Annotated in this window: 30 protein-coding genes and 1 tRNA gene; 15 read left to right on the plus strand and 16 right to left on the minus strand. The window is 55.4% G+C overall.

What is annotated here, in order from left to right; all coding sequences use genetic code 11:
• Positions 1–5: 5 nt before the first annotated feature.
• Genes SYNC_RS00105 through SYNC_RS00115 form a run of 3 tightly spaced genes read right to left on the minus strand, consistent with a single transcriptional unit; the run spans position 6 to position 4,160 of the window.
• Positions 6–1,286: a type II secretion system F family protein gene (locus tag SYNC_RS00105; protein ID WP_011618010.1), complete on the minus strand. Its 1,281-nt coding sequence runs from the start codon at positions 1,284–1,286 to the stop codon at positions 6–8.
• A 16-nt stretch (positions 1,287–1,302) separates the two neighbouring features.
• The gene (locus tag SYNC_RS00110) at positions 1,303–2,376 is read right to left on the minus strand and encodes a type IV pilus twitching motility protein PilT (protein WP_041426203.1); all 1,074 of its coding nucleotides are present in this window, start codon (positions 2,374–2,376) and stop codon (positions 1,303–1,305) included.
• Between the two features lie 11 nt (positions 2,377–2,387).
• The gene (locus SYNC_RS00115; protein ID WP_237699236.1) at positions 2,388–4,160 is read right to left on the minus strand and encodes a GspE/PulE family protein; all 1,773 of its coding nucleotides are present in this window, start codon (positions 4,158–4,160) and stop codon (positions 2,388–2,390) included.
• Between the two features lie 79 nt (positions 4,161–4,239).
• On the opposite strand from SYNC_RS00115, the gene grpE reads away from it, so the two are divergent.
• Genes grpE through rsgA form a run of 4 tightly spaced genes read left to right on the plus strand, consistent with a single transcriptional unit; the run spans position 4,240 to position 7,288 of the window.
• Complete coding sequence (gene grpE / locus SYNC_RS00120) at positions 4,240–4,968, plus strand: nucleotide exchange factor GrpE (protein ID WP_041426204.1); 729 nt, start codon at positions 4,240–4,242, stop codon at positions 4,966–4,968.
• Positions 4,969–5,010: 42 nt separating this feature from the next.
• Positions 5,011–6,141: a molecular chaperone DnaJ gene (gene dnaJ, locus SYNC_RS00125; RefSeq protein ID WP_041426205.1), complete on the plus strand. Its 1,131-nt coding sequence runs from the start codon at positions 5,011–5,013 to the stop codon at positions 6,139–6,141.
• 3 nt (positions 6,142–6,144) lie between these two features.
• A complete protein-coding gene (locus SYNC_RS00130) occupies positions 6,145–6,387 on the plus strand; it encodes a sulfurtransferase TusA family protein (RefSeq protein ID WP_011618015.1) in 243 nt (80 codons plus the stop codon).
• The gene (gene rsgA / locus SYNC_RS00135) at positions 6,374–7,288 is read left to right on the plus strand and encodes a ribosome small subunit-dependent GTPase A (RefSeq protein ID WP_011618016.1); all 915 of its coding nucleotides are present in this window, start codon (positions 6,374–6,376) and stop codon (positions 7,286–7,288) included. The genes SYNC_RS00130 and rsgA overlap by 14 nt, the downstream gene beginning before the upstream one ends.
• Here rsgA and SYNC_RS00140 read toward each other — a convergent pair.
• From SYNC_RS00140 to murC, 3 genes are read right to left on the minus strand one after another with little or no spacing between them, the layout of a single operon-like run.
• Positions 7,263–7,604, minus strand: coding sequence for a YbaB/EbfC family nucleoid-associated protein (locus tag SYNC_RS00140; protein WP_011618017.1), 342 nt, complete (start codon positions 7,602–7,604; stop codon positions 7,263–7,265). The two genes, rsgA and SYNC_RS00140, sit on opposite strands and share 26 nt — an antisense overlap.
• Before the next feature lie 24 nt (positions 7,605–7,628).
• Positions 7,629–8,567 (minus strand): UDP-N-acetylmuramate dehydrogenase, encoded by a 939-nt coding sequence (gene murB, locus SYNC_RS00145; protein ID WP_011618018.1) that lies wholly within the window; start codon positions 8,565–8,567, stop codon positions 7,629–7,631.
• Positions 8,543–9,994, minus strand: a complete 1,452-nt coding sequence (gene murC, locus SYNC_RS00150) for a UDP-N-acetylmuramate--L-alanine ligase (RefSeq protein ID WP_011618019.1) — start codon at positions 9,992–9,994, stop codon at positions 8,543–8,545. The genes murB and murC overlap by 25 nt, the downstream gene beginning before the upstream one ends.
• A gap of 166 nt (positions 9,995–10,160) precedes the next feature.
• Between murC and gap the strand changes: the two genes are divergently transcribed.
• Positions 10,161–11,186 (plus strand): type I glyceraldehyde-3-phosphate dehydrogenase, encoded by a 1,026-nt coding sequence (gene gap / locus SYNC_RS00155; protein WP_011618020.1) that lies wholly within the window; start codon positions 10,161–10,163, stop codon positions 11,184–11,186.
• Positions 11,187–11,248: 62 nt separating this feature from the next.
• Here the strand turns inward: gap and thiL are convergent, their stop codons facing one another.
• Positions 11,249–12,229 carry a thiamine-phosphate kinase gene (gene thiL, locus SYNC_RS00160; protein ID WP_011618021.1) on the minus strand — a complete coding sequence of 327 codons (981 nt, stop codon included), beginning with the start codon at positions 12,227–12,229 and terminating at the stop codon, positions 11,249–11,251.
• 7 nt (positions 12,230–12,236) lie between these two features.
• Positions 12,237–13,310, minus strand: coding sequence for a peptidylprolyl isomerase (locus tag SYNC_RS00165; RefSeq protein WP_011618022.1), 1,074 nt, complete (start codon positions 13,308–13,310; stop codon positions 12,237–12,239).
• Positions 13,311–13,375: 65 nt separating this feature from the next.
• Between SYNC_RS00165 and efp the strand changes: the two genes are divergently transcribed.
• A complete protein-coding gene (gene efp, locus SYNC_RS00170; protein ID WP_011618023.1) occupies positions 13,376–13,939 on the plus strand; it encodes an elongation factor P in 564 nt (187 codons plus the stop codon).
• 2 nt (positions 13,940–13,941) lie between these two features.
• Positions 13,942–14,421, plus strand: a complete 480-nt coding sequence (gene accB, locus SYNC_RS00175; protein WP_011618024.1) for an acetyl-CoA carboxylase biotin carboxyl carrier protein — start codon at positions 13,942–13,944, stop codon at positions 14,419–14,421.
• Here accB and pdxA read toward each other — a convergent pair.
• Positions 14,408–15,436 (minus strand): 4-hydroxythreonine-4-phosphate dehydrogenase PdxA, encoded by a 1,029-nt coding sequence (pdxA, locus tag SYNC_RS00180; RefSeq protein ID WP_011618025.1) that lies wholly within the window; start codon positions 15,434–15,436, stop codon positions 14,408–14,410. The two genes, accB and pdxA, sit on opposite strands and share 14 nt — an antisense overlap.
• On the opposite strand from pdxA, the gene SYNC_RS00185 reads away from it, so the two are divergent.
• On the plus strand, positions 15,435–15,629 hold the full coding sequence (locus SYNC_RS00185) for a hypothetical protein (protein WP_041426208.1): 195 nt from the start codon (positions 15,435–15,437) through the stop codon (positions 15,627–15,629). The two genes, pdxA and SYNC_RS00185, sit on opposite strands and share 2 nt — an antisense overlap.
• On the opposite strand, the gene SYNC_RS00190 is transcribed toward SYNC_RS00185, so the two are convergent.
• Complete coding sequence (locus SYNC_RS00190; protein WP_011618026.1) at positions 15,592–16,521, minus strand: SDR family oxidoreductase; 930 nt, start codon at positions 16,519–16,521, stop codon at positions 15,592–15,594. The genes SYNC_RS00185 and SYNC_RS00190 overlap by 38 nt on opposite strands.
• 72 nt (positions 16,522–16,593) lie before the next feature.
• Between SYNC_RS00190 and SYNC_RS00195 the strand changes: the two genes are divergently transcribed.
• Entirely contained in the window at positions 16,594–16,785 is a 192-nt protein-coding gene (locus SYNC_RS00195; RefSeq protein ID WP_011618027.1) for a hypothetical protein, read from the plus strand.
• Here SYNC_RS00195 and SYNC_RS00200 read toward each other — a convergent pair whose 3' ends face one another.
• On the minus strand, positions 16,786–17,217 hold the full coding sequence (locus SYNC_RS00200; protein ID WP_011618028.1) for an HNH endonuclease: 432 nt from the start codon (positions 17,215–17,217) through the stop codon (positions 16,786–16,788).
• A 285-nt stretch (positions 17,218–17,502) separates the two neighbouring features.
• Between SYNC_RS00200 and SYNC_RS00205 the strand changes: the two genes are divergently transcribed.
• The gene (locus tag SYNC_RS00205; protein ID WP_041426818.1) at positions 17,503–19,011 is read left to right on the plus strand and encodes a DEAD/DEAH box helicase; all 1,509 of its coding nucleotides are present in this window, start codon (positions 17,503–17,505) and stop codon (positions 19,009–19,011) included.
• On the opposite strand, the gene SYNC_RS00210 is transcribed toward SYNC_RS00205, so the two are convergent.
• The 3 genes from SYNC_RS00210 to SYNC_RS00220 form a co-directional block, all read right to left on the minus strand.
• Positions 18,966–19,331 (minus strand): hypothetical protein, encoded by a 366-nt coding sequence (locus SYNC_RS00210; protein WP_237699237.1) that lies wholly within the window; start codon positions 19,329–19,331, stop codon positions 18,966–18,968. The genes SYNC_RS00205 and SYNC_RS00210 overlap by 46 nt on opposite strands.
• 32 nt (positions 19,332–19,363) lie before the next feature.
• On the minus strand, positions 19,364–19,795 hold the full coding sequence (locus tag SYNC_RS00215; protein ID WP_041426820.1) for a DUF6554 family protein: 432 nt from the start codon (positions 19,793–19,795) through the stop codon (positions 19,364–19,366).
• A 64-nt stretch (positions 19,796–19,859) separates the two neighbouring features.
• On the minus strand, positions 19,860–20,375 hold the full coding sequence (locus tag SYNC_RS00220) for an AbrB family transcriptional regulator (RefSeq protein WP_011618031.1): 516 nt from the start codon (positions 20,373–20,375) through the stop codon (positions 19,860–19,862).
• A gap of 84 nt (positions 20,376–20,459) precedes the next feature.
• Between SYNC_RS00220 and SYNC_RS00225 the strand changes: the two genes are divergently transcribed.
• The 3 genes from SYNC_RS00225 (at position 20,460) to SYNC_RS00235 (ending at position 21,274) form a co-directional block, all read left to right on the plus strand.
• On the plus strand, positions 20,460–20,750 hold the full coding sequence (locus tag SYNC_RS00225) for a hypothetical protein (RefSeq protein WP_011618032.1): 291 nt from the start codon (positions 20,460–20,462) through the stop codon (positions 20,748–20,750).
• A gap of 38 nt (positions 20,751–20,788) precedes the next feature.
• Entirely contained in the window at positions 20,789–20,992 is a 204-nt protein-coding gene (locus SYNC_RS14485; protein WP_011618033.1) for a hypothetical protein, read from the plus strand.
• 87 nt (positions 20,993–21,079) lie between these two features.
• Entirely contained in the window at positions 21,080–21,274 is a 195-nt protein-coding gene (locus tag SYNC_RS00235) for a hypothetical protein (protein ID WP_041426210.1), read from the plus strand.
• Between the two features lie 3 nt (positions 21,275–21,277).
• On the opposite strand, the gene SYNC_RS00240 is transcribed toward SYNC_RS00235, so the two are convergent.
• Both SYNC_RS00240 and SYNC_RS00245 read right to left on the minus strand, forming a co-directional pair.
• Positions 21,278–21,349, minus strand: a tRNA-Gly gene (locus tag SYNC_RS00240).
• Between the two features lie 51 nt (positions 21,350–21,400).
• Positions 21,401–22,555 (minus strand): alanine--glyoxylate aminotransferase family protein, encoded by a 1,155-nt coding sequence (locus tag SYNC_RS00245; protein ID WP_011618035.1) that lies wholly within the window; start codon positions 22,553–22,555, stop codon positions 21,401–21,403.
• Positions 22,556–22,609: 54 nt separating this feature from the next.
• Between SYNC_RS00245 and cbiD the strand changes: the two genes are divergently transcribed.
• A complete protein-coding gene (cbiD, locus tag SYNC_RS00250) occupies positions 22,610–23,785 on the plus strand; it encodes a cobalt-precorrin-5B (C(1))-methyltransferase CbiD (RefSeq protein WP_049750374.1) in 1,176 nt (391 codons plus the stop codon).
• A gap of 48 nt (positions 23,786–23,833) precedes the next feature.
• A complete protein-coding gene (gene guaA / locus SYNC_RS00255; protein ID WP_011618037.1) occupies positions 23,834–25,420 on the plus strand; it encodes a glutamine-hydrolyzing GMP synthase in 1,587 nt (528 codons plus the stop codon).
• Positions 25,421–25,501 lie beyond the last annotated feature (81 nt).

Here is a 25,501-nt window from a genome sequence, read left to right on the forward strand (position 1 = left end):
ATGTTCTACTGAATCTGATCAAACACCGTAAACATCGGTAGGTACATCGCTAAAAGGATCGAACCCACAATTCCTCCCACCACCACAATCATCGCGGGCTCCAGCATCGAGGTGAGTGCCTTTACCGAGGTTGAGACTTCGTCTTCATAAAAGTCGGCAACTTTGCTCAGCATTCGATCCATTTCTCCCGTTTCCTCCCCAATGGAGAGCATGCTCAGCGCCATGTCAGGCAAAACCTTTTGGCGGGTCAAGGCTGTGCTGAGCAACACGCCTTCCTGTACCAGGGTGCGTGAGTCCAGAATCGCGTCAGAGATGATCGAGTTGCCAGCTGTTTCACTGGAGATCTCCATGGACATCAGGATTGGAACACCAGCGCGCGTGAGTGAGCTGAAGATTCGGCAAAATTGAGCCGTGGCAGTTTTCATGATGAGATCACCAAACAACGGCAGCTTGAGGATTAATTTGTCGAGAACTCTGCGGCCTTTGTGGGTGTTGTAATAACGGCCGATTAACCAGGCGCCAATCATTAGAATTCCAGCGAACACGACTGAGGCGGAGGAGCGGAGTAAGGCGCTTAAATCCACCATTAATTGCGTAAATAACGGTAATTCGGCTCCTAGATCTTCAAAGATTCCGGCGAAAGTGGGAATCAAAAAGATTGTCATTCCTAAAAACACCAAAATGGCGATCACCAGCACTGCTACGGGGTAACCCAGGGCACCTTTGATTTGGTTTTGGAGTCTCGCGTTGTCTTCCAACAACTTGGCGAGGCGTTTGAGGGATTCATCCAGAACACCGCCGGCTTCGCCTGCCTCCACCATGGCGATGGTGAGTTGGTCAAAGACCTTGGGCCATTGGCGCATTGCTGCTGCCATTGCCGTGCCCTGATTTACCTCGAGTCCCACGCTGGTGAGAGCTTTTTTAAACATCGGCAATTTTTGCTGCGTGGCCATGAGATCAAGGCTGCGCACAATTGGGACCCCTGCATCCACGAGCGCGGCCAGCTTGCTGGCCCAAATGGCTTTCTCTTTCACCCCAGGTGGTTTCTGGAAAGCTTCTCCCAGATCCATCGACAGCCACCCTGCTGATGAGCTTCCACCTGCTCCTTTGGATTCGGCCTGGAATTTCTCTTTTCCTTTTCGCTTGCTTGTGTCTTGGCGAAGCTCATCCGCTTTAATTCCGCGCCTCCGTAGCAGACGACGGGCCGAAACAGCATCGTTTGCTTTGACCGTGACCGTTCGCGGTTGGCCTGTAGCTGAGGTGTAAGTGGCGGTGAAAGAGACCATGGGCTAATCGACCAATTCAGTTGTTCAACAGGCGTTCCAGTTCCGCGGGTTTGCTGGCTTTGCTTTGTCCTTCATCAAGGCTGATTTCACCCTGATCAATCAGATTGGCAAGGGCTCTTTCCAGGGTTTGCATGCCGAGCTCGCCGCCGGTTTGAATTTGGGAATACAGCTGAGCTGTTTTGCCTTCGCGGATCAAATTGGCGATGGCTGGCGTGTTGATCATGATTTCTTGAGCCATAACGCGACCGAATTGCCCAGGTGCAGGATTTTGGCGTCGGCAGAGCGTTTGAGAGAACACCGCAGTCAGGCTTCCTGAGAGTTGCACGCGGATCTGGGTTTGCTGGCTCGGTGGAAACACATCCACCATCCGATCAACCGTCTGAGCTGCAGAACTGGTATGCAAGGTTCCAAACACCAAATGCCCTGTCTCTGCAGCACTGATCGCCAGTTGAATCGTTTCGAGATCACGCATTTCACCCACCAAAATCACGTCTGGGTCTTCTCTCAGAGCAGCGCGCAGAGCGTTGGCAAAACTGCGCGTGTCTTCGTTGAGTTGGCGTTGATGCACCAAGCTGAGATCACTGGTGTAAACGAATTCGATCGGGTCTTCGATGGTGAGGATGTGCTCAGCCCGCGTGTGGTTGATGTGATCGAGAAGCGCTGCGAGTGTTGTGGTTTTGCCGGAGCCAGTAGGACCCGTGACCAGAACAAGACCCCGGGGGCGTTTGCTGGTTTCCACCACGACTGGAGGCAGATTCAACAACTGAATGCTGGGGATTTTGCTCCCAAGAGCACGTAAGCAGGCGGCATAGCTGCCTTTCTGCCGGTACACATTCACGCGAAAACGTGCGACCCCTTTTAGGCCATAGGCACAATCCAGCTCCCACGTTTGTTCGAGTGTTTTGCGTTGGCTGTTATTGAGCATGGAAAAGATCAGGCGGTTGCAGCCTTCTTCACTGAGCGGCTCCTCCTGCATCGGCCGCAGTTCGCCACTGAATCGGCCGTAAGGCGGCTGTCCGCTGGCGATGTGGAGGTCGCTTCCGCCTCCGTTCACCAGCTGTTCCATCAAGTCTTCGATCATTAGTTCCATGCCCGGAGCTCTCACTGACGGGGTGTCAGGCAGTACGGGCATTCCAACCAACCTTCTTGCAGTCCGCCACCACATCCACGGCAAGTGACTGTGCTTAGGGCCCTGGCACGTTGTTCCGATTCCAGTCCCGCATCTGTCAACACCATTCGGTCCACCTCTTCCAGAGTGGTGTGACCTTCTCGCACGAGATCAAGGCTGTAGCCGAGCAAGGTTTTCATTCCTGCTTCAAGTGCTAATTGGCGAACGAGATCAGTGGTTGCGCCCTTGGCGACCGATGCCGCCAGGGCTTCATTCATGCGTAACACCTCGTACACACCGATACGGCCCTTGTAACCGGTGCCCTGACAGGTGGGGCATGGCGTTTCTGGCCCTTCGTGGTGTTTGGCTTTGAAAAAGGTGATATTGCCTTCATCGCTCGTCATGAGGCCAAAGCGGCCTAATTCTCGCGAATCTGGGTGGTAGGGGATTCGGCACTCGCTGCATACGCGCCTGAGTAAGCGTTGAGAAACGATGCCGAGCAAGGATGCGCTCACCATGAAGGGTTCAACGCCCATTTCGTCGAGTCGGGCGATGGCGCTCGGGGCATCGTTGCAGTGAAGGGTGGTTAAGACCAGGTGCCCTGTTAGCGCGGCTTCGATGGCAGTTTTTGCTGTTTCCTGATCACGGGTCTCACCCACTAACAGCACATCTGGGTCCTGGCGCATGAAGGCACGAAGAGCAGTGCTGAAGTCAAATCCTTTTTCTCGATTCACCTGACATTGAGTAATACCAGGCAATGTGTATTCAATAGGATCTTCCACGGTGGAGATATTGATCCCAGGTTCGTTGCGTTCGGCTAGTAAGGAATACAGAGTTGTGGATTTACCAGATCCTGTTGGTCCGGTCACAAGAATCATGCCGAATGGCTTTGAACCAAGGGTTCGTACAAGCTCCAGTGTGTTGGGATTGGAGATGAGTTTGTCCAGCCCTAACTGAGTTGATTGACTATCGAGTAACCGCAAGCAAATCTTTTCTCCATAGCGGCTGGGAAGACTGTTGACGCGAAAGTCAACAGTTCGTCCTTTGTACTGTCTACGGATGCGACCATCTTGTGCTTGCCTCCGTTCAGCGATATCAAGATCAGCCATGATCTTGAAGCGAGAGGTAATCGCTGGGATTAGTTTAATCGGGAGTGGTTGCGCTAAATTGGTGAGTACGCCATCCTTTCTAAGCCTAATTTGCAATCCTGATTGTTGCGGCTCTACATGGATATCACTGGCATTCATGTCTAATGCCTTAATTAAGATACGATCCACCAATGTGACAACTGGAGATGCACCGGTTATTGATGAATTGATGTCTAGCGAGGAGGCCGAATTGCTCTGAATTTCAGCTTCATCTGGATCGGCACTTAAGATTCCTTCAGTGTCAAATCCATCGAGAAGTGATTTCGCTGTCTCGCTAATTGATGTTTGGCTGATATTTGAATCTGAGTTGAATTCTTGTGGATCAAGAATCCGTTTTAGATCTGCTCCATTGGCCAATACAAGTTTGGTGATGTAGCCATGGCTTTTTAAAACCTGCTTGAGCTGTTCACGGCTGTTTCGGTCGCTGCTGCTCGCGATGGCCACCATGAGGCCGTCGTCGGTGAGGTGGATGGGGAGCGCCTGAAGTTGCTTCCAGGTTTCAAGGTCTAAAACTTGCCCGGAATGAAGGAGCGCTTCTCCAGCGGCGAGCTCTGCCTCTGAAATCAGCTTTGCCGGCAGAGCAGGCGGTAGCGGCATTCGGGTGGAGTCGGCGCTCATGCTGATTCGGCTTTCCGCGCTTGTGGTGGGTCCATGTGACCCTTCAACATGTCTAGACGTGATTTTGCATCTGGTCAGTATGAGCGGCGACGCTTCCATCCCGGCTAACGATTCGGCATCGGATGTTCCCGAAGCCCAGCAGGACCCCACATCCTCTGTTGAGGAGACACCCGCTGCTGCTTCTTCAGACTCTGCTTCAGAGGGAGTTCCCTCTGCTCAGGACAATGAAGCGCGGCTTGAGCAACTGGAGCGCGAGCACAGCACCCTCCGCCAAGAACACGAAACATTGAGTGCTCAGTACGTGCGCATTGCGGCCGACTTTGACAACTTTCGCAAACGTCAGAGCCGGGATCAGGACGACCTGAAGCTGCAGATCACCTGCAGCACCCTGACGGAAATTCTTCCTGTGGTCGATAACTTCGAACGCGCTCGTCAACAGCTTGATCCTCAAGGAGAAGAAGCCCAATCGCTGCACCGCAGTTATCAGGGTCTCTACAAGCAACTCGTTGATGTTCTCAAGCAACTTGGTGTGGCCCCAATGCGGGTTGTTGGACAAGAGTTCGACCCCAGTCTTCATGAAGCGGTGTTACGCGAACCTAGTAACGAGCATCCAGAAGATGTGGTGGTTGAAGAATTGCAGCGTGGTTATCACCTCAGCGGCAAGGTATTGCGTCACGCTTTAGTCAAGGTGTCGATGGGACCTGGACCGCAGCAATCAGATGCCGCGGTTCAAGCGACAGAGGGTGGTGAGAGCGCTCCACCAATTCAGGGAGATGATGGCTCCCCGATGCCTGCGCCGAGCGAATGATTCAAAACTTATGCCTAGTGTGCGCAGCGGAATGACGAGCTGATGGCCGATTACTACGACCTACTTGGGGTGAGCAGGGATGCAGATGCCGACACCCTGAAGCGCGCCTACAGGCGGATGGCTCGCCAATATCACCCTGATATCAATAAAGAGGCTGGAGCTGAAGATCGCTTCAAGGAGATTGGCCGCGCCTACGAGGTGCTGAGCGATCCCCAAACCCGCGGGAGGTATGACCAGTTCGGTGAGGCTGGGCTCGGTGGCGGCGGTGGCATGCCCGATATGGGCGATATGGGTGGTTTCGCAGACATTTTCGAAACCTTTTTCAGTGGGTTTGGTGGTGCTGCTGGTGGTGCAGGTCGTCAGCGCAGGCGAGGGCCTCAACAGGGAGATGACCTGCGCTACGACCTCACGATTGATTTTGACCAGGCTGTCTTTGGTCAAGAGCGGGAGATTCGCATCCCCCACCTCGAGACCTGCACCACCTGTGGCGGGAGCGGTGCCAAATCGGGGAGTGGTCCCACTACCTGTACTACCTGTGGTGGAGTTGGGCAGGTGCGTCGCGCTACGCGGACTCCCTTTGGGAATTTTGAGCAGGTGGCTGAATGCCCCAGTTGCAATGGCAGTGGCCAGGTGATTGCTGACCCTTGCAGTTCCTGCGGGGGTCAAGGGGTCACGCAGGTCCGTAAGAAATTGCGAATCAACATTCCCGCTGGTGTTGACACGGGCACCCGCCTGCGGGTTTCCGGTGAGGGAAATGCTGGGCTACGTGGCGGTCCTTCTGGAGATTTATATGTATTTCTCACGGTTAAATCACATCCAAGCCTGAGGCGCGATGGGCTCACCGTCCTTTCGGAGGTGAAGGTGAGTTATCTGCAGGCAATCCTTGGCGACACCATTGAGGTGGAAACAGTGGATGGACCCGAATCGCTGGACATTCCGGCAGGAACCCAGCCCAATTCCGTGTTATCGCTTGAAAACAAAGGTATCCCCAAGCTGGGAAATCCAGTGGCCCGTGGTCATCAGCGCATTTCCGTCACGGTGACATTGCCGACCCGTCTCAACGATGAAGAACGCGGTCTCCTCGAAGATTTGGCTGGACACCATTCAGCCCGTGGTGAGCAGCACCATCACCACAAGAGTGGCCTATTTGCTCGACTCTTCGGGCAACGCTGACAGATGAGTGATGCCCAACCTGATCATTATCTGGATCTAAGGGGCACTCCCTGTCCAACCAATTTCATTCGTTGCCGTTTGGCTTTGGAGGCCATGCGTCCCGGGCAGCATTTTCAGGTTGATCTCGATCGGGGTGAGCCTGAGGAGATGGTGATACCGGGGCTGACTCGGGATGGCCATCAAGTACAGGTGATGGATCAAGCCAGCGATTGGGTGCGCCTTCTGGTGGTGTGTGGTGGTGCTTGATCAGCCGGCTCAGTCCGGCATGGTTGTTGCGCTCCAGGCCAACTACCTGGAGGTGGAGTTGGATCAGGTGTCTGAGTTGATTCCCTCACGACTGTTGTGTACTCGCCGCACGCGCCTGAGTCATCGCGGTGAGGCGGTCTACGTCGGTGACCGCGTGCGGGTGGAAGCCATCGATGTGAGTCATGCCCGTGCAGTGGTCGCTGATGTGGAACCTCGCGTCAGTTTTCTGACAAGGCCGCCCGTAGCCAACGCCAGCACGGTGGTTGTGGCATTGGCTGTGGATCAACCGGCTTTTGATCCTGATCAGGCCAGTCGTTTTCTGTTGACGGCAGAGCGAACGTCACTGGCGGTGCAGCTGGTCTTGACCAAAACCGATCTCTTAGAGCCGGAAGCTTTGGAGCGTCTGCGCGTGCGCCTTCAGGCCTGGGGCTATCCCCCTTTGCTGGTGTCGACGTTCAGCGGCCTTGGGCTCTCTGAGCTGAAGCAACGCCTTGCCGAATCGTCTTTGTCGGTGTTGTGCGGTCCCTCAGGAGTTGGGAAGAGCTCATTGCTGAATGCTTTGATCCCAGAACTCGATTTGCGAATCGGTTCCGTCTCAGGACGGCTGCAACGTGGACGTCACACCACTCGACATGTGGAGTTGCATCACTTGGGAGCCAAGGCACGCGTTGCCGATACGCCCGGTTTTAATCGGCCAGATTTGCCAGACGACCCTAGAAATCTTGAGGTGTTGTTTCCGGAATTACGCGTCCAGCTCGAGCAGCATCCCTGCCGTTTTCGAGATTGTTTGCACCGTGATGAACCTGGATGCGGAGTCACGCGCGATTGGGAGCGCTACCCGATCTATAGGCGAGCAGTGGAGGATCTTCTCGGACTTAGCCGCCCATCCCGGGGAGGTTGAGATTGAGGCCGCCAGTGAGTTCTTCCATGCGTTCTTTCATGGTGCCGGTGGAGCGTTCATAGGCCGATTGCAAGGCGGCGAGTGTGGCGGCCTCTGTGGCCTCCTGTCCTTCGCTGAGCAGTGAAGGATCCAGACGCACCCTCAACGGTTGTTGATTGCCAGACAACCAGATGCTGGCTCGACCGTCCTCACTGTTGCCCTCGATCTCCATGGCATCGAGTTCCTCTTGCAACTTTTGCGCGTCTTGCTGGATTTGTTGAGCCTTTCGGAATGCCTCAGTGAGCTGTCCGAAATTGGGAAGTCCAAACCCTGCCATGACACCAGTGAAGTGACGCGAAGGCTAATCGGTCGTTTGAAAGCCCAAGCGTTTCACTTCAGGATGCAAAGTGATTCCGTTCATACGTTCCACTTCGTTCTGCACTAAGTCGATTAAGGCGCGGATGTCATCGGCTGTGGCATCGCCGACGTTCACGATGAAATTGGCATGCACCGAAGAGACTTCAGCGCCTCCGATACGTCTCCCCTTGAGCCCTAAGCCCTCGATGAGCTGACCAGCTTTTTCGGGCTCTGGGTTGCGGAACACACTCCCGCAGCTTGGCCATTGGTAAGGCTGGGTGGTGGTGCGGTGACTGAGGTTGCCACTGGTCTTTCGCATCAATTCCTTGGCGTCGTGGCCAGGTTCCAATTGGAACTGCGCTGCAACCACCATTTGGTCGCTGCCTTGAAGGAGGCTGTGTCGGTAGTCGTAGGCGAGATCGGTATTGCTGAGCAGCGTGGTGGTCTTCACCGTGTCCGTTAACGATTGATCGATCACCTCCACGGCTGTCAGGCAGTCGGCTGTTGAGCCGCCTTGGGCTCCGGCGTTCATGGCCGCGGCCCCACCCACGGTTCCAGGGATGCCAACGGCCCATTCCAGTCCATGTAATCCAAGTCTGGCTGCGCGCCTGGCGAGTGTTGGAAGTGGTTCACCCGCCAAGGCTTTTACCTGCCCTGATTCGGCATCCAGTTGGCTGCCTTGGAGACGGCGCAAGCAAAGTGTGAGGCCCGGAAGACCAGCATCAGCGATGAGCAGGTTCGATCCCGCTCCAATCACTCGGGTCGTCAGACCTTCAGCTTTGGCCCATTGGAGAAGCTCAAGACATTGCTCAGCATTGTTGGGTTCGGCCAACCATTGAGCTGGACCTCCCACCCGCCAAGTGGTGTAGTTCGCGAGGGGCACCTCCTGTTGGAGAACCCCCGACTCGAGAAGGGCATTCAGGCCGCGATCGCCGGTGAACATGACGCCTCTCCTCCAATTCCTTCCTGTGACAGGCGTTCCCAGAGACTGTTCACATCTCCAGCACCCATCGCCAAAATCAAGTCATCAGGCTGACTGTGTTGTTTCACCAGACCTGCGAGCTCTTCCATAGTGCTAGCCACAAAGACGGGCTGATTGGGATCGATCAGCCGAATGGAGCGAGCCAGAAGCTCACTGTTGATGCCCTCGATCGGTTGTTCACCAGCGCCATAAATCGGGGCAAGAACGAGGGCGTCAGCGGACACGAGTGCCTGGGCAAAGGCGTTGAGAAATTCTTGTGTGCGGCTGTAGCGGTGCGGTTGGAAAACAGCGAGAAGGCGTTGGGGTGTTCGGGGTAAGGGGCTTCGGCCGCTTTGCACCATCAGCTGGGCCATGGTCAGAGTTGCTTGAACTTCGCTGGGGTGATGGGCATAGTCATCAACCACTTGTCGGTCTTGCCACTCGCCTCGGAAATCAAAGCGACGACCTGGCGAACGCAGTTCGGTTACTGCCAACAAAAGAGCCTCCAAGGGAACCCCCTCCATGCGGCAAGCCGCCAGGGCGGCCACTACGTTGCTCAGGTTGTGCAGGCCTGGCAGGGGAAGCGTGATTTGACCAACCTTTTGCCCTTGCTCGAAATAGTCGGCGATGGTGCGATCTCCATCGAGTTGCACAGGTAAAGCGGCGTAATCCGCTGTTTCGACATGGTGAACAGACCAACAGGCATCGGCTTGAAAGTGTTCTTTCAGAATTGGATCGTCGTGATTGATGAGTAGGCGTTTGCAGCCGCGGCCAAAGGTTTTCATCGTCTCGATCAAGTCGTCGAGATTGCGGTAATGGTCTGTATGGTCCAGTTCGAGATTGGTGATGATCCCGAGACTGGCCTTGAACTTCACCAGTGATCCATCGGACTCGTCGGCCTCAGCGACAAGGAGACGACCGTTGCCTTTGTGACCGTTGCTTCCGTAACAGGGGACGACACCACCAATCACCGCTGTGGGGTCTTCGCCAACCGTGGCGAGGAGGGTGGTCAAGACAGTGCTTGTGGTGGTTTTCCCATGGCTACCAGCCACAGCGATGGAGGGTTGTTGCTCGATCAACCAGGCCAAAAGGTCGGAGCGATGCCAAATCGTTAGATCCAAGCGCTGCGCTTCGATCAACTCTGGATTGGTGCTCGGTATGGCCGTACTGACCACCACCAAGGGCTCTTCAATGCCGCGTGATTGGAGATGGGCAAAATTCTTCGAGACCTGGCTTTCGAATATGGCGAGTGCTTTGGTCTCAAGGGCCTGCATTGCAGGTGTGAGTTTCCGGTCGGATCCACTCACGGAATGGCCCCTTTCAGCAAGGATCAGAGCCAGTGCCGACATGCCGATTCCACCCATCCCAATGAAGTGAATGTGCTTCTCGGGCTGGATCGAATCGGCCAAGGGGAGTCAACGTGAGGGCAAACGATAATCCAGCTTTTCCCTGTGGCCAACTGCTAGAAGGTCATTCCTTTTAATTGTTAAGCAGATCAATAGGAGGAATTTCCAAATAAATTCTGTATGATCTGCGGCCAAAACCTCCTAGCGGTAAGACCGCTTTATTTCTGCCATGACCCTGCGCGTTGCCATCAATGGATTCGGCCGAATTGGTCGCAATGTGCTGCGAGGTTGGATCAGCCGCGGTGCTGACACTGGTCTGGAAATCGTGGGTATGAACTCCACGTCTGATCCCAAGACCAGCGCTCACCTACTCACCTACGACTCGATTTTGGGTCGCTTGGACCCATCAGTGGATATCAAAACCACTGATGACTCCATGTTCATCAATGGCAAGGAAATCAAATTCTTCGCCGATCGCAACCCCCTCAATTGCCCTTGGAAGGAATGGGGTGTTGATCTGGTCATCGAATCAACCGGTGTGTTCAACACTGATGAAAAGGCCAGCATGCACATCCAGGCTGGTGCCAAGAAGGTGATTCTTACCGCTCCTGGTAAGGGTGCTGGGGTCGGCACGTTCGTGGTTGGAGTCAACGACGATCAGTATCGCCACGAAGATTGGGACATTCTCAGCAACGCAAGTTGCACCACCAATTGCCTGGCGCCAATCGTCAAGGTTCTGGATCAGAATTTCGGCATGGAATGGGGCTTGATGACCACCATTCACAGCTATACCGGTGACCAAAGAATTCTGGATAACAACCATCGCGACTTGCGTCGTGCCCGTGCAGCAGCGCTGAACATGGTGCCCACCACAACGGGTGCAGCTAAGGCTGTTGCCCTGGTGTACCCCGAAGTGAAGGGTAAGCTCACTGGCTTCGCCATGCGCGTTCCTACTCCGAATGTGTCCGCTGTTGACCTGACCTTTGGAACATCCAAGGGCCCAAGTGTTGAGGAGGTCAAAGCTGCCATGAAGAGCGCCTCTGAAAACGGCATGAAGGGAATCATCAAGTACACCGACTTGCCCCTCGTTTCCACCGACTACGCCGGCACGAACGAATCGACCATCTTTGACGCTGATCTCACCTATGCGATGGGCGACAAAGCTGTGAAAATTCTTGCTTGGTATGACAACGAGTGGGGCTACAGCCAGCGTGTCGTTGACTTGGCTGAGGTTGTTGCCAAAGGCTGGAAGTAATCCTCAGGTTCGAGACTTGATCTCATCCCCTCCCCTAAGGGAGGGTTTTTTTGTGCGTTCTTTCAGCGGTAATGGGAGAACCCTGATGGCTGTAGGAGCGCACCATCTTCGTTCCAGATAATCCTTCCTGTCTCGGCGGTGATGGTGCCGAAGCATCGACTTTCAGGCTGATGCCGTTTCCAGGATTCAGCCCACTCAGGAGGCAGGCTCAGCACCAGTTCGAAATCTTCGCCGCCACTGAGGCACCAGCGATCCCATCTCTCCTCGCAGGGCCAGTCATCGGCGCGTGGGAGGGCCTCTCTGCGCAGAACAGCGCCGCAGCCACTGCTGCGACAGAGACTCTCCACTGCAGCGAGTAGGCCATCGCTGCTGTCGGTCCCACCGGCTCTCCAGGGAAGCTGCTCGGGTTTGCAGGCCATCAGAGTCTGAAGAGCATCAAATCTTGGCCATGGCCGCTGGTGGCAACGAATCGCCTGCTTTTTCAGCATGGGTGGAAGTGAGAGTGGGGTGGGGAGTGCGGTGTCCTGCAGGAGTGCCAGTCCAAGTCTGCTCAGCCCATGGGGGCCGCTGCTCATCAGCAGATCACCAGGTCGTGCCAGTGCCCGATGCAGTCGCAGCGGTCCGAGTCGTCCAAACGCACTGATCGAGAGGACTCTTTGGTTGCCGGTGCTGCAGTCACCTCCCAAGAGAGTTCCACCAAAACGCTCAAGGGCTTCTGAGATGCCTTCATACACCTGTTCAACCCACCACCAAGATGTGCTGCCAGGAGCCACCAGGCCCACGGTGATTCCCTCTACCTGCTCGGAGCCACTGGCAGCTAGATCAGACAGATTGGCCACTGCAGCACGCCAACCCACATCGGCAGGGGCCGTGGTGGCGTCGCTGAAATGAACACCTTCGACCATGACGTCGGTGTTCACCAGCAGTGCCCTTGAATCAGGCGGTAGCAAGGCGGTGTCGTCGTTCAGCTGGCCTGGAGGGGCAAAGCGGGCCAGACGGTCCAGCAGCTGCGTTTCGCCAAGTTCGGCCAGCGTGATGCTCACGTCAGCATCAGGCGTGAGCTTGGAGTCGATCGGCGCCCTCGATCACCTGGATGCGTTTGATTCCGTCGTCGACGCCCAGTTCTTCGAGAACATCAAAGCCATCCACCACGTAGCCGAAGGCGGCATTGCGCCCGTCTACAAGGTTGAGACCAGCAGGGGTGAGTTCTGCTTCGTAGAGGAACAGGAAGAATTGCGACGATCCATCGTCAAGGGCTTGGTCGGAATGGGCCCAGCCCAGAGTCCCAAGGGTGGAGAAAGGAAGAACTGCTGCTGCTTTGAACAGGCCAACATCTTCGAAGGTTTCGTTGTAGAGGGTGTCGGTTTCGCCTGGAATGCGAATCTCTAGGGGAACGTGTCGCTCTTGTTTGGTTTTTGGGTCCACGTAGCCGATATCAGGACCTTCTGGATCTCCGGTTTGCAGGATGTAGAAATCTTCGGCGCGATTGAAAGGGAGGCCGTCATAAAAGCCTTTCAGGCTGAGATCGATAAAGGCGCCTGCTGTCAGAGGAGCGTTGTAACCGTCCACAACGGCTGTGAGGTTTCCTTGCGTTGTTTCGATCACCACGGTTGCCCGTCCAGCAAGCCGTGGCAAGGCATCGAATTCGGAAGGGATGTCAGGAAGACGATCGTCGATCAGAAGTGCTTCAAGATCACCGATCCGGCTCAGGGTGTCGCGACGGATTTGGATGAATCCATCTCGATCATTGGCATCCGCCTCGTCCTGAAGCTTGACCAGGTCAGAGCGCACCTCGTTGAGCAGCAGCTCTGCCTGGCTGCGTTGTTCTTCAGGAACGGCTTCAACAATGTTGTTGCCTTGGGTGGCCACTAGTTTTTGGGTGCGGCTCACCGTGCGGCCCAAAGCACCCCAGCGTTTGGCACGTAAATCGTTACTGGTGGATTCCAGCCGATGCTGAAGCTCGCGTAGATCCTCTTGATTCATCGGCAATGAATCGCGCAGGATCGCCGCAGGATCCTGTACGGCATTGCCTTGAGGCAGGTCTGCCCATACCGGTTTGGCAAGCCAGAGGCCAAAGGCGGCTAGCCAGGCAAGAAGCAGAGCGGTCAGACGGCGGTGAGCCAAGGAGAACCCCAGGTGCTGTCAGGACTTTGGCACAGCCGTATGATCCACTGAACCGTTCCGCGGGAATGATCTCCAGCAACGACTTTCGCACTGGCACCACGATCGAGCTGGACGGTGCTGTCTGGCGCGTGGTCGAGTTTCTGCATGTCAAGCCAGGCAAGGGGTCTGCGTTTGTCCGCACGAAGCTCAAGGCCGTTCAAAGCGGCAGTGTTGTGGAGAAAACGTTCCGAGCTGGGGAGATGCTTCAACAGGCTCTGCTCGAGAAGTCGACGCTTCAACACACCTACATGGAGGGCGAAGATTTCGTCTTCATGGATATGTCTACCTATGAAGAGACGCGTCTGACGGCCAAACAGATCGGAGACAGTCGTAAATATCTCAAGGAGGGCATGGAGGTGAATGTCGTGACCTGGAATGAGAAGCCCTTAGAAGTTGAATTGCCGAATTCGGTTGTGTTGGAGATCGCTCAGACCGATCCCGGCGTGAAAGGAGACACAGCAACTGGGGGTACGAAACCAGCCATTTTGGAAACCGGTGCTCAGGTGATGGTTCCCCTGTTTTTATCGATCGGCGAGAAAATTAAGGTTGATACTCGCAACGACACCTATCTGGGACGGGAGAACGGTTAATCATGCAGCTCGACCACGATCAGCTCCACACCCTGCTTGCCGCTCTCGTCGAGAGTGATATTCAGGAATTCCGCCTGGAGGGAGACGACTTCCGCCTGGAAGTGCGTCGCAACCTACCTGTGACCACAGTGGCTGCGCCATTGGCGCCAGTGGCATCTGCACCGGTCGCTCCTCCGCCAGAGAGTCCTGCTGTTGAATTCTCTGCCGGAACCCCGCCGCCTGCGGCTGGATCTCGCTCAGATTTGTTGGAAGTGACGGCCCCCATGGTTGGGACCTTCTATCGGGCTCCAGCGCCAGGAGAGCCTTCGTTTGTAGAGATTGGGACTCGCATTGGAGTAGGCCAAACGATCTGCATTCTTGAAGCGATGAAGCTGATGAATGAGCTCGAATCTGAGCTGGCTGGCGAAGTGGTTGAAATCCTGGTGGAAAACGGCACCCCTGTTGAATTTGGTCAGGTATTGATGCGGGTTAAGCCCGGCTGAGCTCCCAGGCGGCCCGAATCGCTGCCACCATGCTCGTCGATCTCGCCACCCCCTGTCCTGCGATATCGAAGCCGGTTCCGTGGTCTGGTGAGGTGCGCAGGAACGACAGTCCGAGCGTGGTGTTCACGGCCTCATCGAAGGCCATCAGCTTCATGGGGATTAAGCCTTGGTCGTGATACAAAGCGAGGATTCCATCCGGTGATTCCGCTTGACCTCCTTGCTGCCAGGCCTTGGCAGCGCTGAGCCAGCAGGTGTCAGGGGGCAGAGGCCCGCTCAAATAGATGTGGGGATGGTTGTGCTGCCACTGGTGGAGTGCGGGGATGAGCCAGTTGGTTTCTTCACTGCCAAGGCGGCCCTGTTCTCCAGCATGGGGATTGAGGCCAGCAACGAGCAAGCGCGGGTTGGGATTGAACCTCAGACAGAACTCGCTGAGCACGTCCAGCTTGCGGAGTATGAGGTCGGGGGTGAGTGCAGTGGGAACCTCTTGCAGTGGAATGTGCGTTGTGGCAAGAAGGGTGTTCAGCCTCCAGCCATGGTTTGGTGAGACGGCTGTGAACAGCATTGAGGCTTGACGCGCATTGTCGAGTTCTGCCAAACGCTCTGTTTGGCCTGGATAGTCGTGTCCTGCGGCATGCCAGGCATGTTTCGCAATGGGCGCTGTGACCAAAGCCAGTGTTTGCGCCTCTTTCACGCGTGAGACGGCATGACTCAGCCAGCGAAAACTGGATGCGCCGCTTTCAGGGCTTGGTCTCCCAGGGGTGATTGCGTCATGGATCGGTAGATCGTCAATGTCCAGATTGCTGGGATCCATCAGCAGGGGGCACTGTTGGGCTTTGAGCCTGGTGTACGTCTGCTCCAAAGTTTTTCGGCAGCCAACGACGAGTGGGTTCAGTCCATCTGGCAATCGAGGGTCTGCGAGGGCTTTCAACGTGACTTCCATGCCGATTCCAGCAGGATCACCGAGAGCAATCACCAGGCGGTGGGTAGCGTCAGAGGAGGGATGAGAGAAGGACATGCTGCGCTGGTTGCTCCTGGGGTTATTGCTTTACGGGTTGGGAACGGCGTTGAGGAAGGGCTGGATTGAAGTGCAGTGGCAGCGGTTGCTCGATGATGCAGGACTCATTGAAACCGGTTCAGACAAGCCGCTTCCGTTGCATGAACTGCCGATGCTTAAGGCTCCGCCTCGGGTTCAGGATTCATCGCGTTGAAGCCTTCAGCCTCGAAACAATCCTTGAGACCGCTTGAATAATCCGGATGCAGAAAGGTGTAGCCCAGTTCGTCTCGCAGGAGTGCGTTGCTCACTTTGCGGTTGTCTGCCCAGAAGGAGAGAGCCATTGGGCTCATGGTGGCTTGGGCTTCACTGAAGGGGATCGGTGCTGGGAGTTTGCATCCCAAGAGTTCGGCGGCAAAACGTTGAAGCTCGAGGCGGGAGGCGGGCCTGTTATCACTGATGTTCACCACTGTTGGTCGCTGTCCTGCTGCGGCTCGATGCATGAGATGCCAGCAGGCTCCAGCTAGGTCATCCACGTGGATTCGGCAAAACATCTGCCCTGGTTGATCCACAGGAGTGACTTCGCCTGAGCGGACGGCAGCCAAAGGGGAGCGGCCTGGCCCATAGATCCCCGGTAAGCGCAGGATCTGCACCGGCAGGCCGCTTTTGCGCCAGAGCTGCTCACAGTCCAATCGCTTCTGGCTGCGGAGTTGAGTGGGTTGGGGCTCGTTGGTTTCATTCACCCAGTTGCCATTGCTATTTCCGTAGACGCCGGTGGTGGAGAAATAGCCCACCCATTGGAGTGGAAGCTGCTGCAGCTGCTCTCCAAGACACGACAGCACTGGATCCGCTCCCTCTTTGGTGGGTGGGATTGTGCTGATCAGATGGGTGACGGAGGCGAGTACTTCGTGGCCGGGCACGATCCCTTTGGCGCTGTCAAAGGGCAGATGATCGCTGCCGGATTCCGGTCGGCGGCTCGTGCAGATCACTCTTGTCCCAAGCGCTTTGGACAGCTTGGCGAGATGGCCACCGCTGAATCCAGCTCCAAGAATGCACAACGTGGCGCCCGACGGGAGAGGAGCGCAGCGGTTGACAAGATCGTTCAGCATCAGTACAAACGTATTAATCGCGGTTTTGTTGTGGCTGATTCTTCCTTTTCACTGGCGCCCTCACGAGATTCCATGCTGCCCCAGAGTCGGGTGTCTCGTCGTGGTAGAGCGCAGGCCCAGGACATTGCAAGGCTTCGCACGGGCTCAGCGCTCTTAGCTGCGGCTCTGGTGACAGGTGCCCTGTTGTTGGCTCCAGAGAGGCCGGAGCAAAGCGCCTCGATCTGTCAGCACTATCACTCCGCAGCTGCCTGTCGGGTGTGGTGATCAGGCTGTACGAAGCCCCCAACTCTGCTCATCATCTCCCTTAGTAAGAGTGTCGTTTGCTCGTTTGGAGTTGGGTGGTTGGTTGTGTTCAGGCTGGGCCCACTGCAGCAATCTTATGGCGAGGCGCAGATCGCCATCGGTCCAGGCGCGAATGGCCATGGCGCGGCGCGGGTCATAAAAGCGTTGGCGGCGATACCAATCAAAAACATCGGCGTCAGATTTCTGACCGTTGCAAGACAGGCAAGCTGGAACACAATTTTCGGTCACACTCATGCCCCCTCGACTCAGGGGGAAGACATGGTCGATCGATTCAGAAGGTTTGCCGCAATAAATACAGCGGTTGCAGGTATGGAGATGAATCGATTGACGCCAGCGTCGATTGCGCAGCTTGGGACAGAGATCCTCTAGGAAAACCGCATCCCGGCTGTGCATCCCCACACCTCAGCTACTGAGAGTCTGACGTGAGGGCAGGGTTCGTCAACGTGTCGAACGCTGCATTTTCACGGTCATGCGGGTTTTGGACGGATCAATGGATGATTGGAACAGTCAACCGCGGGTGCTGTGGGGGCCAGCGCACTACGGAGCTGTGTAGAGGACTAGCGTCTGAGTCTTTGAATCTGAATCACGGCTTCATCACCAACATCTTGCAAGCTGGGATTGACTCCGTCTGGTTTGGTCCAGGCCCGTTACCCCTTTGATGCGGTGACCCATGCGGAGATGCGCAGAATTCGTCCAAGGGGCGTATGGCGTGGTTCTCGGCTGGGTTGGGAATTTCCTCTTGCCTCAGCTGAGGCTCTGTTGCAGCGTTTTGAACGGCGCTTTCGGGTGGATGAGGAGCTGATGCGTTGGTTGCATTGGCACCGCCATCCGCTACCCCCATTGCCGCCTCACCGAGATCTGATCGCGCACGCGGATCTGGATCAACGTTTGCGTGATGGTCGCTTACCGATGCCTCACCAGCGCTCGGGTGCTCGCTGGTTGTTAGCGCGGCGCGGCGCGGTGCTGGCAGATGAGATGGGTCTTGGCAAAACGCTCACTGTGTTGCTTGCGGCTAGAGCCTTGCTGCGTGCCTTGCCGCTGCGCTTGTTGGTTGTGGCTCCTGTGGGATTGCATTCGCATTGGCGCCGAGAGGCCGCGGCCCTTGATCTAATACCGGACCTTTGCAGCTGGGCGCGACTTCCGTCTGAGCTCCCGGAGGCGGGTACTTTGCTTCTGGTGGATGAGGCCCATTACGCCCAAACACTGCATGCACAACGCACTCAGAGTTTCCTACGCCTTGCCCGGCATCCCCGTCTCCGAGCCATTTGGATGCTCACCGGCACTCCTATGAAGAACGGCCGGCCTGATCAGCTTTATCCCTTGCTGGCTGCGATGGACCATCCCATTGCTAGAGATCAGCACTCTTACGAGGAATTGTTTTGTCAGGGGCATTTCCGCGAGCAAGGCGGACGGCAGCGTTGGCAAACCGCAGGAGCCAGCCGATTGGACGAGCTGCGTCGCCTGACCCGACCGCTTGTTTTGCATCGCCGTAAGCAGCAGGTTTTGGACCTCCCTCCCAAACGAAGGATGTTTGAAGGGATCGATCTCGACGCTGAGGAGGTGAAGGGTTTTGATTACCGCCTTCGGTTGGTCATCGATGACTATCGCCAAAGGGTGGCGGAGGGTTTGGTGCGTTCTGACGCTGAATCTTTGGCGGTGCTCACAGCTTTGCGGCAAATTGCAGCCGAATTCAAGTTGCCAGCTGCGCAACAGTTGATTCAGCGTTTGCGGCAGCAGCACAAGCCGATCGTTGTGTTCAGCAGCTTTGTGGATCCGTTGCTGCTGCTCCACGAACGTCTGGGAGGTGTTTTGCTGACAGGCCGTCAGAAACCTGATCAGCGGCAGTTTGCTGTGGACTGCTTTCAAGCTGGGGAGACCGATTTACTTTTGGCCACCTTCGCTGCTGGTGGGCTTGGTTTTACGCTCCACCGCTCTCAGGATGTTGTTCTTCTCGAACGGCCTTGGACGCCTGGGGACATTGATCAGGCGGAAGATCGTTGCCATCGCATTGGTATGGAAGGAGGGCTGACCAGCCATTGGCTTCAGCTTGGTCTTGCTGATCAGCTCGTGGACGGTTTGGTGGCTAGCAAAGCCGAACGGATCGAACTGTTGCTGGGACCGCGTCGCGTCACGCTCGATCGTCAACCGTTGCCCAAGATGGTGTCTCGCTGTTTACAGGATTTATGACGCACATTTAATTCATGGACCACCATTGGATCAGTGGATCCCTTGTCTTGGCGCAATAGAGAGATGGCTTGGGTCACGTCTGCGCAGGCTTGGTCGGTCTTGCCCATCAGGGTGAGCAAAAGCGAGCGATCAGCAAGCGCCGCTGGTTTGTCACCATGGGCGTCGACGACCTCATTGCAACGCTGAAGTGCTTTGTCGAGCTTGTTCAGATCAAGATCTGACATGCAATCCGCAATGGACGTTTCAGGTGAGACGGTTGCAGGCTTCGGTTCGGATCGGCTGCGGCATCCCAAACCTGTGAGAAGCAAACCGCCAATCATCAGGATGGGAATGAATCGTATGGAAGGGAACATCAATAGCTATAGCGGTCGTCCTTGTCCCAGTCGGAGGAGGTTTCTGAAGTCGTTGATGAATTGCTCGAATTGGTTGAGTTGAGGACGCTGTTTAATGATTTTGCAGAACCTTTGCTGCCTCCAAAAAGATCCCCTAGGTACTGACCGCAGTCGGGGTAGCTGCCTGGATCTTCCACAACAGCCTCAGTGATCATCACTGCAGCATGTTCTGGTGACGTTTTGAACATTCCGCTTTTTTGGCGTTTGATCAAGGCATAAGCCGCTTCCCAGCTAACGGTGTGATCGTTATTGCTGCTTCTCATGTAGCAATAAATTTTTGCGCCCTTAACGGCCTCAGGCGTCCCGGCGATCGCTTCTAAAGGGGTCAAGCCAAGTCCAGCGATACCCGCCAGAGAGAGGAGGAGCGCAAGGCGCTGGCGCAGAAGGGCCATGGCAGGACGATTGAAGCGATCAGAAACTAAAATATCGATTGGAGTCGCTCTGTCTAGGCCCGAGTCAGGAATCACCCAGCCCAAGTGGTGTTAGCAGTTTCACCACAACAGGAATGACCAGCAAGACAGTGATCAAGCGAACGGCATGCAGTGCAGCAACAGCTGCGCCAACGCCGTAGTCAGCTCCAACCAGGCTCATGCCGCTGATTCCTCCAGGCGCTGCACCCAGCAGGGTGACAAGAGGATCAACGCCTAGCAGTCTGCTGCTCCACAGCCCTACCACGATTCCGGTGAGGACGAGGGTGAGCGTGATTAAGACCGCAGGCTTCCACAACTGTTGTAATTGATCGAGCGAGGTTCTGGTCAGGCCTGTGCCGATCACCGTGCCAATGGCGATTTCTAGACAGGTCTTTGTGCCTGTTGGCCATTGAGCCACCTCGAGGCGTCCACTCATGCTCACCATGGCGGCTCCGATCAGTGCTCCTGCCAGTGGTGCAGCAGGGATTCCAGTGCGTGTGGCAAGCAATCCCATGCTCGTGCCGGCGAGGAGATAGAGGAGCACCGTTGTGAGTGGGGGCATGAACACCACGCTGCAGATTGATCCTTAGTCTGGATCGAGTGGTTCTGATGTGCTGTTATCGGGGCATATCTGTTTATTAGGGCGATGACCCAGTCCGTTTCCTTCCGCATTACGCGTACCGCTGAGGATGTAGCGGAGACCCTGAATGCTTTATCTCAGCGGCTGATCAAGCTTGAGAATCGCCTTGAGAGTTTGGAGCTTCAGCTTGAACGCCAGTCGTCTGAGGTCAACACCATGCCCACAGATGAGATGGAACGGCTTGATGGGGTCGATCGTTTGCTGACCGACTGCAGAGACCTACTACTGCGTTCTGAGCCGCAATGGGTGGATCAATCCAACTCTGATATGTCCTCGGAGCAAGACTTGGCTGCCTAACCCATCCCATGGTTGCCACAATTTGAATAAAGCCACCTATGGCTCATTCACCCACCAATTCCGCAGCGATGTGCGAAGTCATGTTGCGCAACCGACAAAATTTCTTTGAAGGTGGTCACCAGCTTGAAAAGCTGGAATTCGCTCTAGCTGTTGCAATCACGCGGGGAGATGCCAGCAGATGCGAAATGCTTCGTGGTCAGATTGCTGAACTCGGGGGCAACATCGAAGAGCCAGGTACTTGAGTTGAGATTGACTTGTCATTCATTCGTTAGACTATTGAAACTTAAGTCCATTTAGTGTTGAATTCGGTCCTCGATAGAACTTCAACGATGGTGCAATCTGCTCCCAATCAAAAACAGGAGCATCTTGCTAAAGCAGGTGTGTTTTTTCAGAAAGCACAATCTGCAGCTGAAGCGGGCGATGTCTCGTCTTCAGGATCTTTCATTTTGAAAGCACTTGAACAGGAACGGCGCGCAGGCACCGTTGGTCCTCAGGTGATGCAATTGATTAAACCAAGATCTTGACCAAGCGGGTGACCGGATTCGAACCGGCGACGTCCAGCTTGGGAAGCTGACATTCTACCGCTGAATTACACCCGCATAGGCGTGATTCTATCGCACGCCCGATAATCGAGTTGATGATTAATTGTTCTAATTATTGCTTAAAGCGGCTGATGCAGCGCTAAGTCCAGCGCCCATCTGACCCTTGTGGAAGCCAAGTGAATGCAACACGGATTCAATGGCAGCTACGGCTGTTAAAACATCTCGATCGCAGACAAAGCCGAGATGGCCAATGCGGAACACTTTGCCTTTGAGATGGTCTTGACCGCCCGCTAACAGAATGTCGAAGCGATCTTTAATGGTTTTACGCAGCAGTTCCGCATCCATTCCTGCAGGTGCAACTGCCGTAATCGCCGGACTCCCATGGCCTTCGGCTGCAAACAGCGCCAATCCGATCGCTTTCATCGCAGCTATTGCTGCGTCACGGTGACGCGCATGGCGCGCAAAAATCGCTTCAAGCCCCTCCGCCTGCATCATCTCCAGTGCGGCGTCGAGAGCGAAGTACAAATTCACTGCAGGCGTGAATGGATTGCTGTTTTTGGCTGCAGTTTTCCGATAGGGACCCAAATCCAAATAAAACTTGGGTAAATCCGAGCGTTCGTAGGCCTTCCAAGCTCGCTCACTCATTGCAACAAAGCTGAGCCCTGGCGGCATCATGTAGCCCTTTTGGGATCCAGATGCAACCACATCCAGGTTCCAGTCATCCATGGGCACGTTGGTGGCTCCCAGGCTGGTGACGCAGTCGGCAATAGTCAGTGCTGTGCCATGGGCTTGGACGTGGCGGCTGATCGTTTCAAGATCGTTGATCACGCCTGTGGATGTTTCTGAATGGGTCAGGATCACCGCTCGGATCGTTTTGTCACTGTCGGCTTCCAACGCGGTCCGGAAGTTTTCTGGGTCAAGGGGGTGTCCCCAGTCCGCCTTGATGACCTCCACCTCAAGGCCGTAGGCACGCGCCACCTTGACCCAGCGCTCGCCAAACTTGCCATTGTCGCCACAGATCACCCGATCTCCACGACTGAGTGTGTTGATGATTCCAGCTTCCATAGCAGCTGTGCCGCTACCGGTGATCACCAGCACGTCGTTGTTGGTTTGATGCAGCCAGCGCAGTTGGGCGGTTGTTCGTTCCACCACCGCTTGAAACTCACCGCTGCGGTGCCCGATGGGATGGCGTCCCATCGCTTTCAGAACCGTTTCTGGCACCGGGGTGGGTCCGGGGATCATCAGGGTGAGCTTGTCCTGCACGTCCGGAAGAGCGCCAATCGTTCATTCTAAAAAACGATCTGCTTGCTATTCGGTATCACGCAATCCCGCACAGACTCCCCCCAAGGGCTGACTCTCCCCGTCTGGGTTGCCGCCGCAGCTCGAGCGGCTACGCAAGTGTTGTGTGGACAGGCGTTCGAAAATCCACAATCGCTGAAGATTCCAGGTCGCGACCAGCCCCTCAGCGTGCAGGTTCAATCGGCAGCGCCCTTGCAAAGAGGAGAGCAAGCTTTGGCGATCAGCCGCTGTGATCCAGGACCAGGTCTCGATCTCACTCGAGATTTAGAAATTTGGGTTCAGGTGCGTTGGAGTCAACCGGAAACAGGTTGGTTGGAGATCGTGCCGGGGGAGGGGCTCGGTAGACAGGGGTCTGAGGGTGATCTTTGCGCTTCTGATTTCGCCCGCCGCGTGATGGAGGCCAATCTGCGCGACCTGGTTCCTACTGGTCGATGTCTGCAGTTGGAAGTTGTGTTTCCGCTCGGCCGCGAGCTGGCCCAGCGCACGAGTAATGCAGCGTTTGGCGTGGTGGATGGCTTGGCCTTGATCGGCACGCAAGCCGAGGTGCAATCGAGTGCATCGCCGGATCAGCTGCGCGCCAGCCTTGATGCTCTTCAGGCGATTGCGGGAGCAGCCGATTTTTGCGGATCCCTCACCCTTGTGATTGGGGAAAACGGGTTGGATCTCGCCCATCAACTGGGTCTTGCTGATCAACAGCCTCTGCTTAAGGCAGGGAACTGGATTGGACCTTTGCTTGTGGCCAGTGCGGAAGCGGGCATTAGCAACCTGCTGTTGCTCGGCTATCACGGAAAGCTGGTCAAATTGGCTGGCGGGATCTTCCATACCCACCACCATTTGGCGGATGGTCGATTAGAGGTTCTTGCGGCGATTGCCCTGCAGCAGGGACTTGGTGTGGATCTGATCAAAGACCTACTGGGTTGTGCGTCGATGGAATCGGCGCTGCAAGAGCTTCAGAAGCGCGATTCCACAAGGGCAGATCAGGTCTGGCAAGCGATCGCACAGGCGGTTGAAGTAAGAAGCGAGGCTTACCTAAAGCGTTATGGCACTTGGCCTATGCGGGTTGGTGCGGCGTTATTTGATCGCCAACGCCAGTTGCGTTGGACCGGATTGACAGGACTCTCCCTTCTCGCCTGCTGCGGACTTGGCATTCATTCGGAAGGGGATGAGGCAGGCTTTGGTCCTTCTCTACGCTGAAGGAACTGAAGGTTTGGAAGGCCGTTCTTTTGACGGTCCTAGTGCGGTATGTCATCAGTCCAGAGCGAAGGTCAGCGCAAACCGGCCATCGTCATTCTTGATTTCGGTTCCCAGTACTCGGAACTGATTGCACGCCGCGTTCGTGAGACGGAGGTGTTTTCGGTGGTGTTGGGCTACAGCACCAGCGCTGAAGAATTACGGGCCTTGGCTCCGCGTGGAATCATCCTCAGCGGAGGCCCAAGTTCGGTTTATGCCGATGAGGCTCCCCTCTGCGATCCAGCGATTTGGGATCTGGGCGTCCCTGTGCTGGGGGTCTGCTACGGCATGCAGTTGATGGTTCAGCAGCTTGGTGGTCAGGTGGTCGCGGCTACGGGTAAGGCTGAATACGGCAAGGCTCCGCTCAAGGTGGATGACCCCACTGCACTTCTCACGAATGTTGAGAGTGGCTCCACGATGTGGATGAGTCACGGTGATTCCGTGGAGGCTTTGCCCGACGGCTTCCTGCGTTTGGCTCATACAGCGAATACGCCTGAGGCGGCTATCGCGAATCACAAGCGACGCTTATACGGCGTTCAATTTCACCCTGAGGTGGTTCATTCCACTGGTGGAATGGTGATGATTCGCAATTTTGTGTATCACATCTGTGGTTGTGAACCGGATTGGACCACTGAGGCTTTTATCGATGAAGCAGTGGCAAATGTGCGTGATCAAGTTGGTCAAAAGAGAGTGCTGCTTGCTCTCTCAGGAGGCGTGGATTCTTCAACCCTTGCTTTTTTATTGAAGAAAGCGATTGGAGATCAACTTACCTGCATGTTTATTGATCAAGGCTTCATGCGTAAAGGCGAACCTGAATTCCTGATGGAGTTCTTTGATCGTAAATTTAATATTCATGTTGAGTATATCAATGCTCGTGAACGGTTTATCAAAAAGCTTGATGGCATTACGGATCCAGAAGAGAAGCGCAAAATCATTGGCACGGAATTCATCCGTGTGTTTGAAGAAGAGAGTCGCCGTCTAGGCCCATTTGATTATTTAGTCCAGGGCACGCTTTATCCGGATGTGATTGAAAGTGCTGGCACCAACGTGGATCCCAAAACCGGGGAGCGTGTGGCTGTGAAGATCAAGAGCCATCACAACGTGGGAGGTCTTCCTAAGGATCTGCGCTTCAAGTTGGTGGAGCCCCTACGCAAGCTGTTTAAGGATGAAGTTCGTAAGGTTGGTCGAACGCTTGGGTTGCCCGAGGAGATCGTGAGTCGCCATCCATTCCCAGGCCCTGGACTAGCGATTCGCATCTTGGGCGAAGTCACGGAGGAAAAGCTCGATTGTTTGCGTGATGCAGATCTGATTGTGCGCGAGGAAGTGAACGCAGCGGGGCTCTATCACGACATTTGGCAGGCGTTTGCGGTGCTTCTTCCCGTGCGCTCAGTGGGTGTGATGGGTGATAAGCGCACTTATGCCTGGCCGATCGTGCTGCGCTGTGTATCGAGTGAGGACGGCATGACCGCTGATTGGTCGAGGCTTCCTTATGACCTTATGGAAGTGATTTCCAATCGGATTGTGAATGAGGTGAAAGGAGTGAATCGCGTGGTAATGGACATCACTAGCAAGCCTCCAGGAACGATTGAGTGGGAATAGTTCAGGGGGTAAAACCTCTGTCTCTCACTCAAAAAGTCGGTTTCACCCAAGTTTCACCTGAGATTTAGGTGACGGAGTGAC

The organism is Synechococcus sp. CC9311 (genome assembly GCF_000014585.1).
In the GTDB taxonomy this organism is placed as follows: Bacteria; Cyanobacteriota; Cyanobacteriia; order PCC-6307; family Cyanobiaceae; genus Synechococcus_C.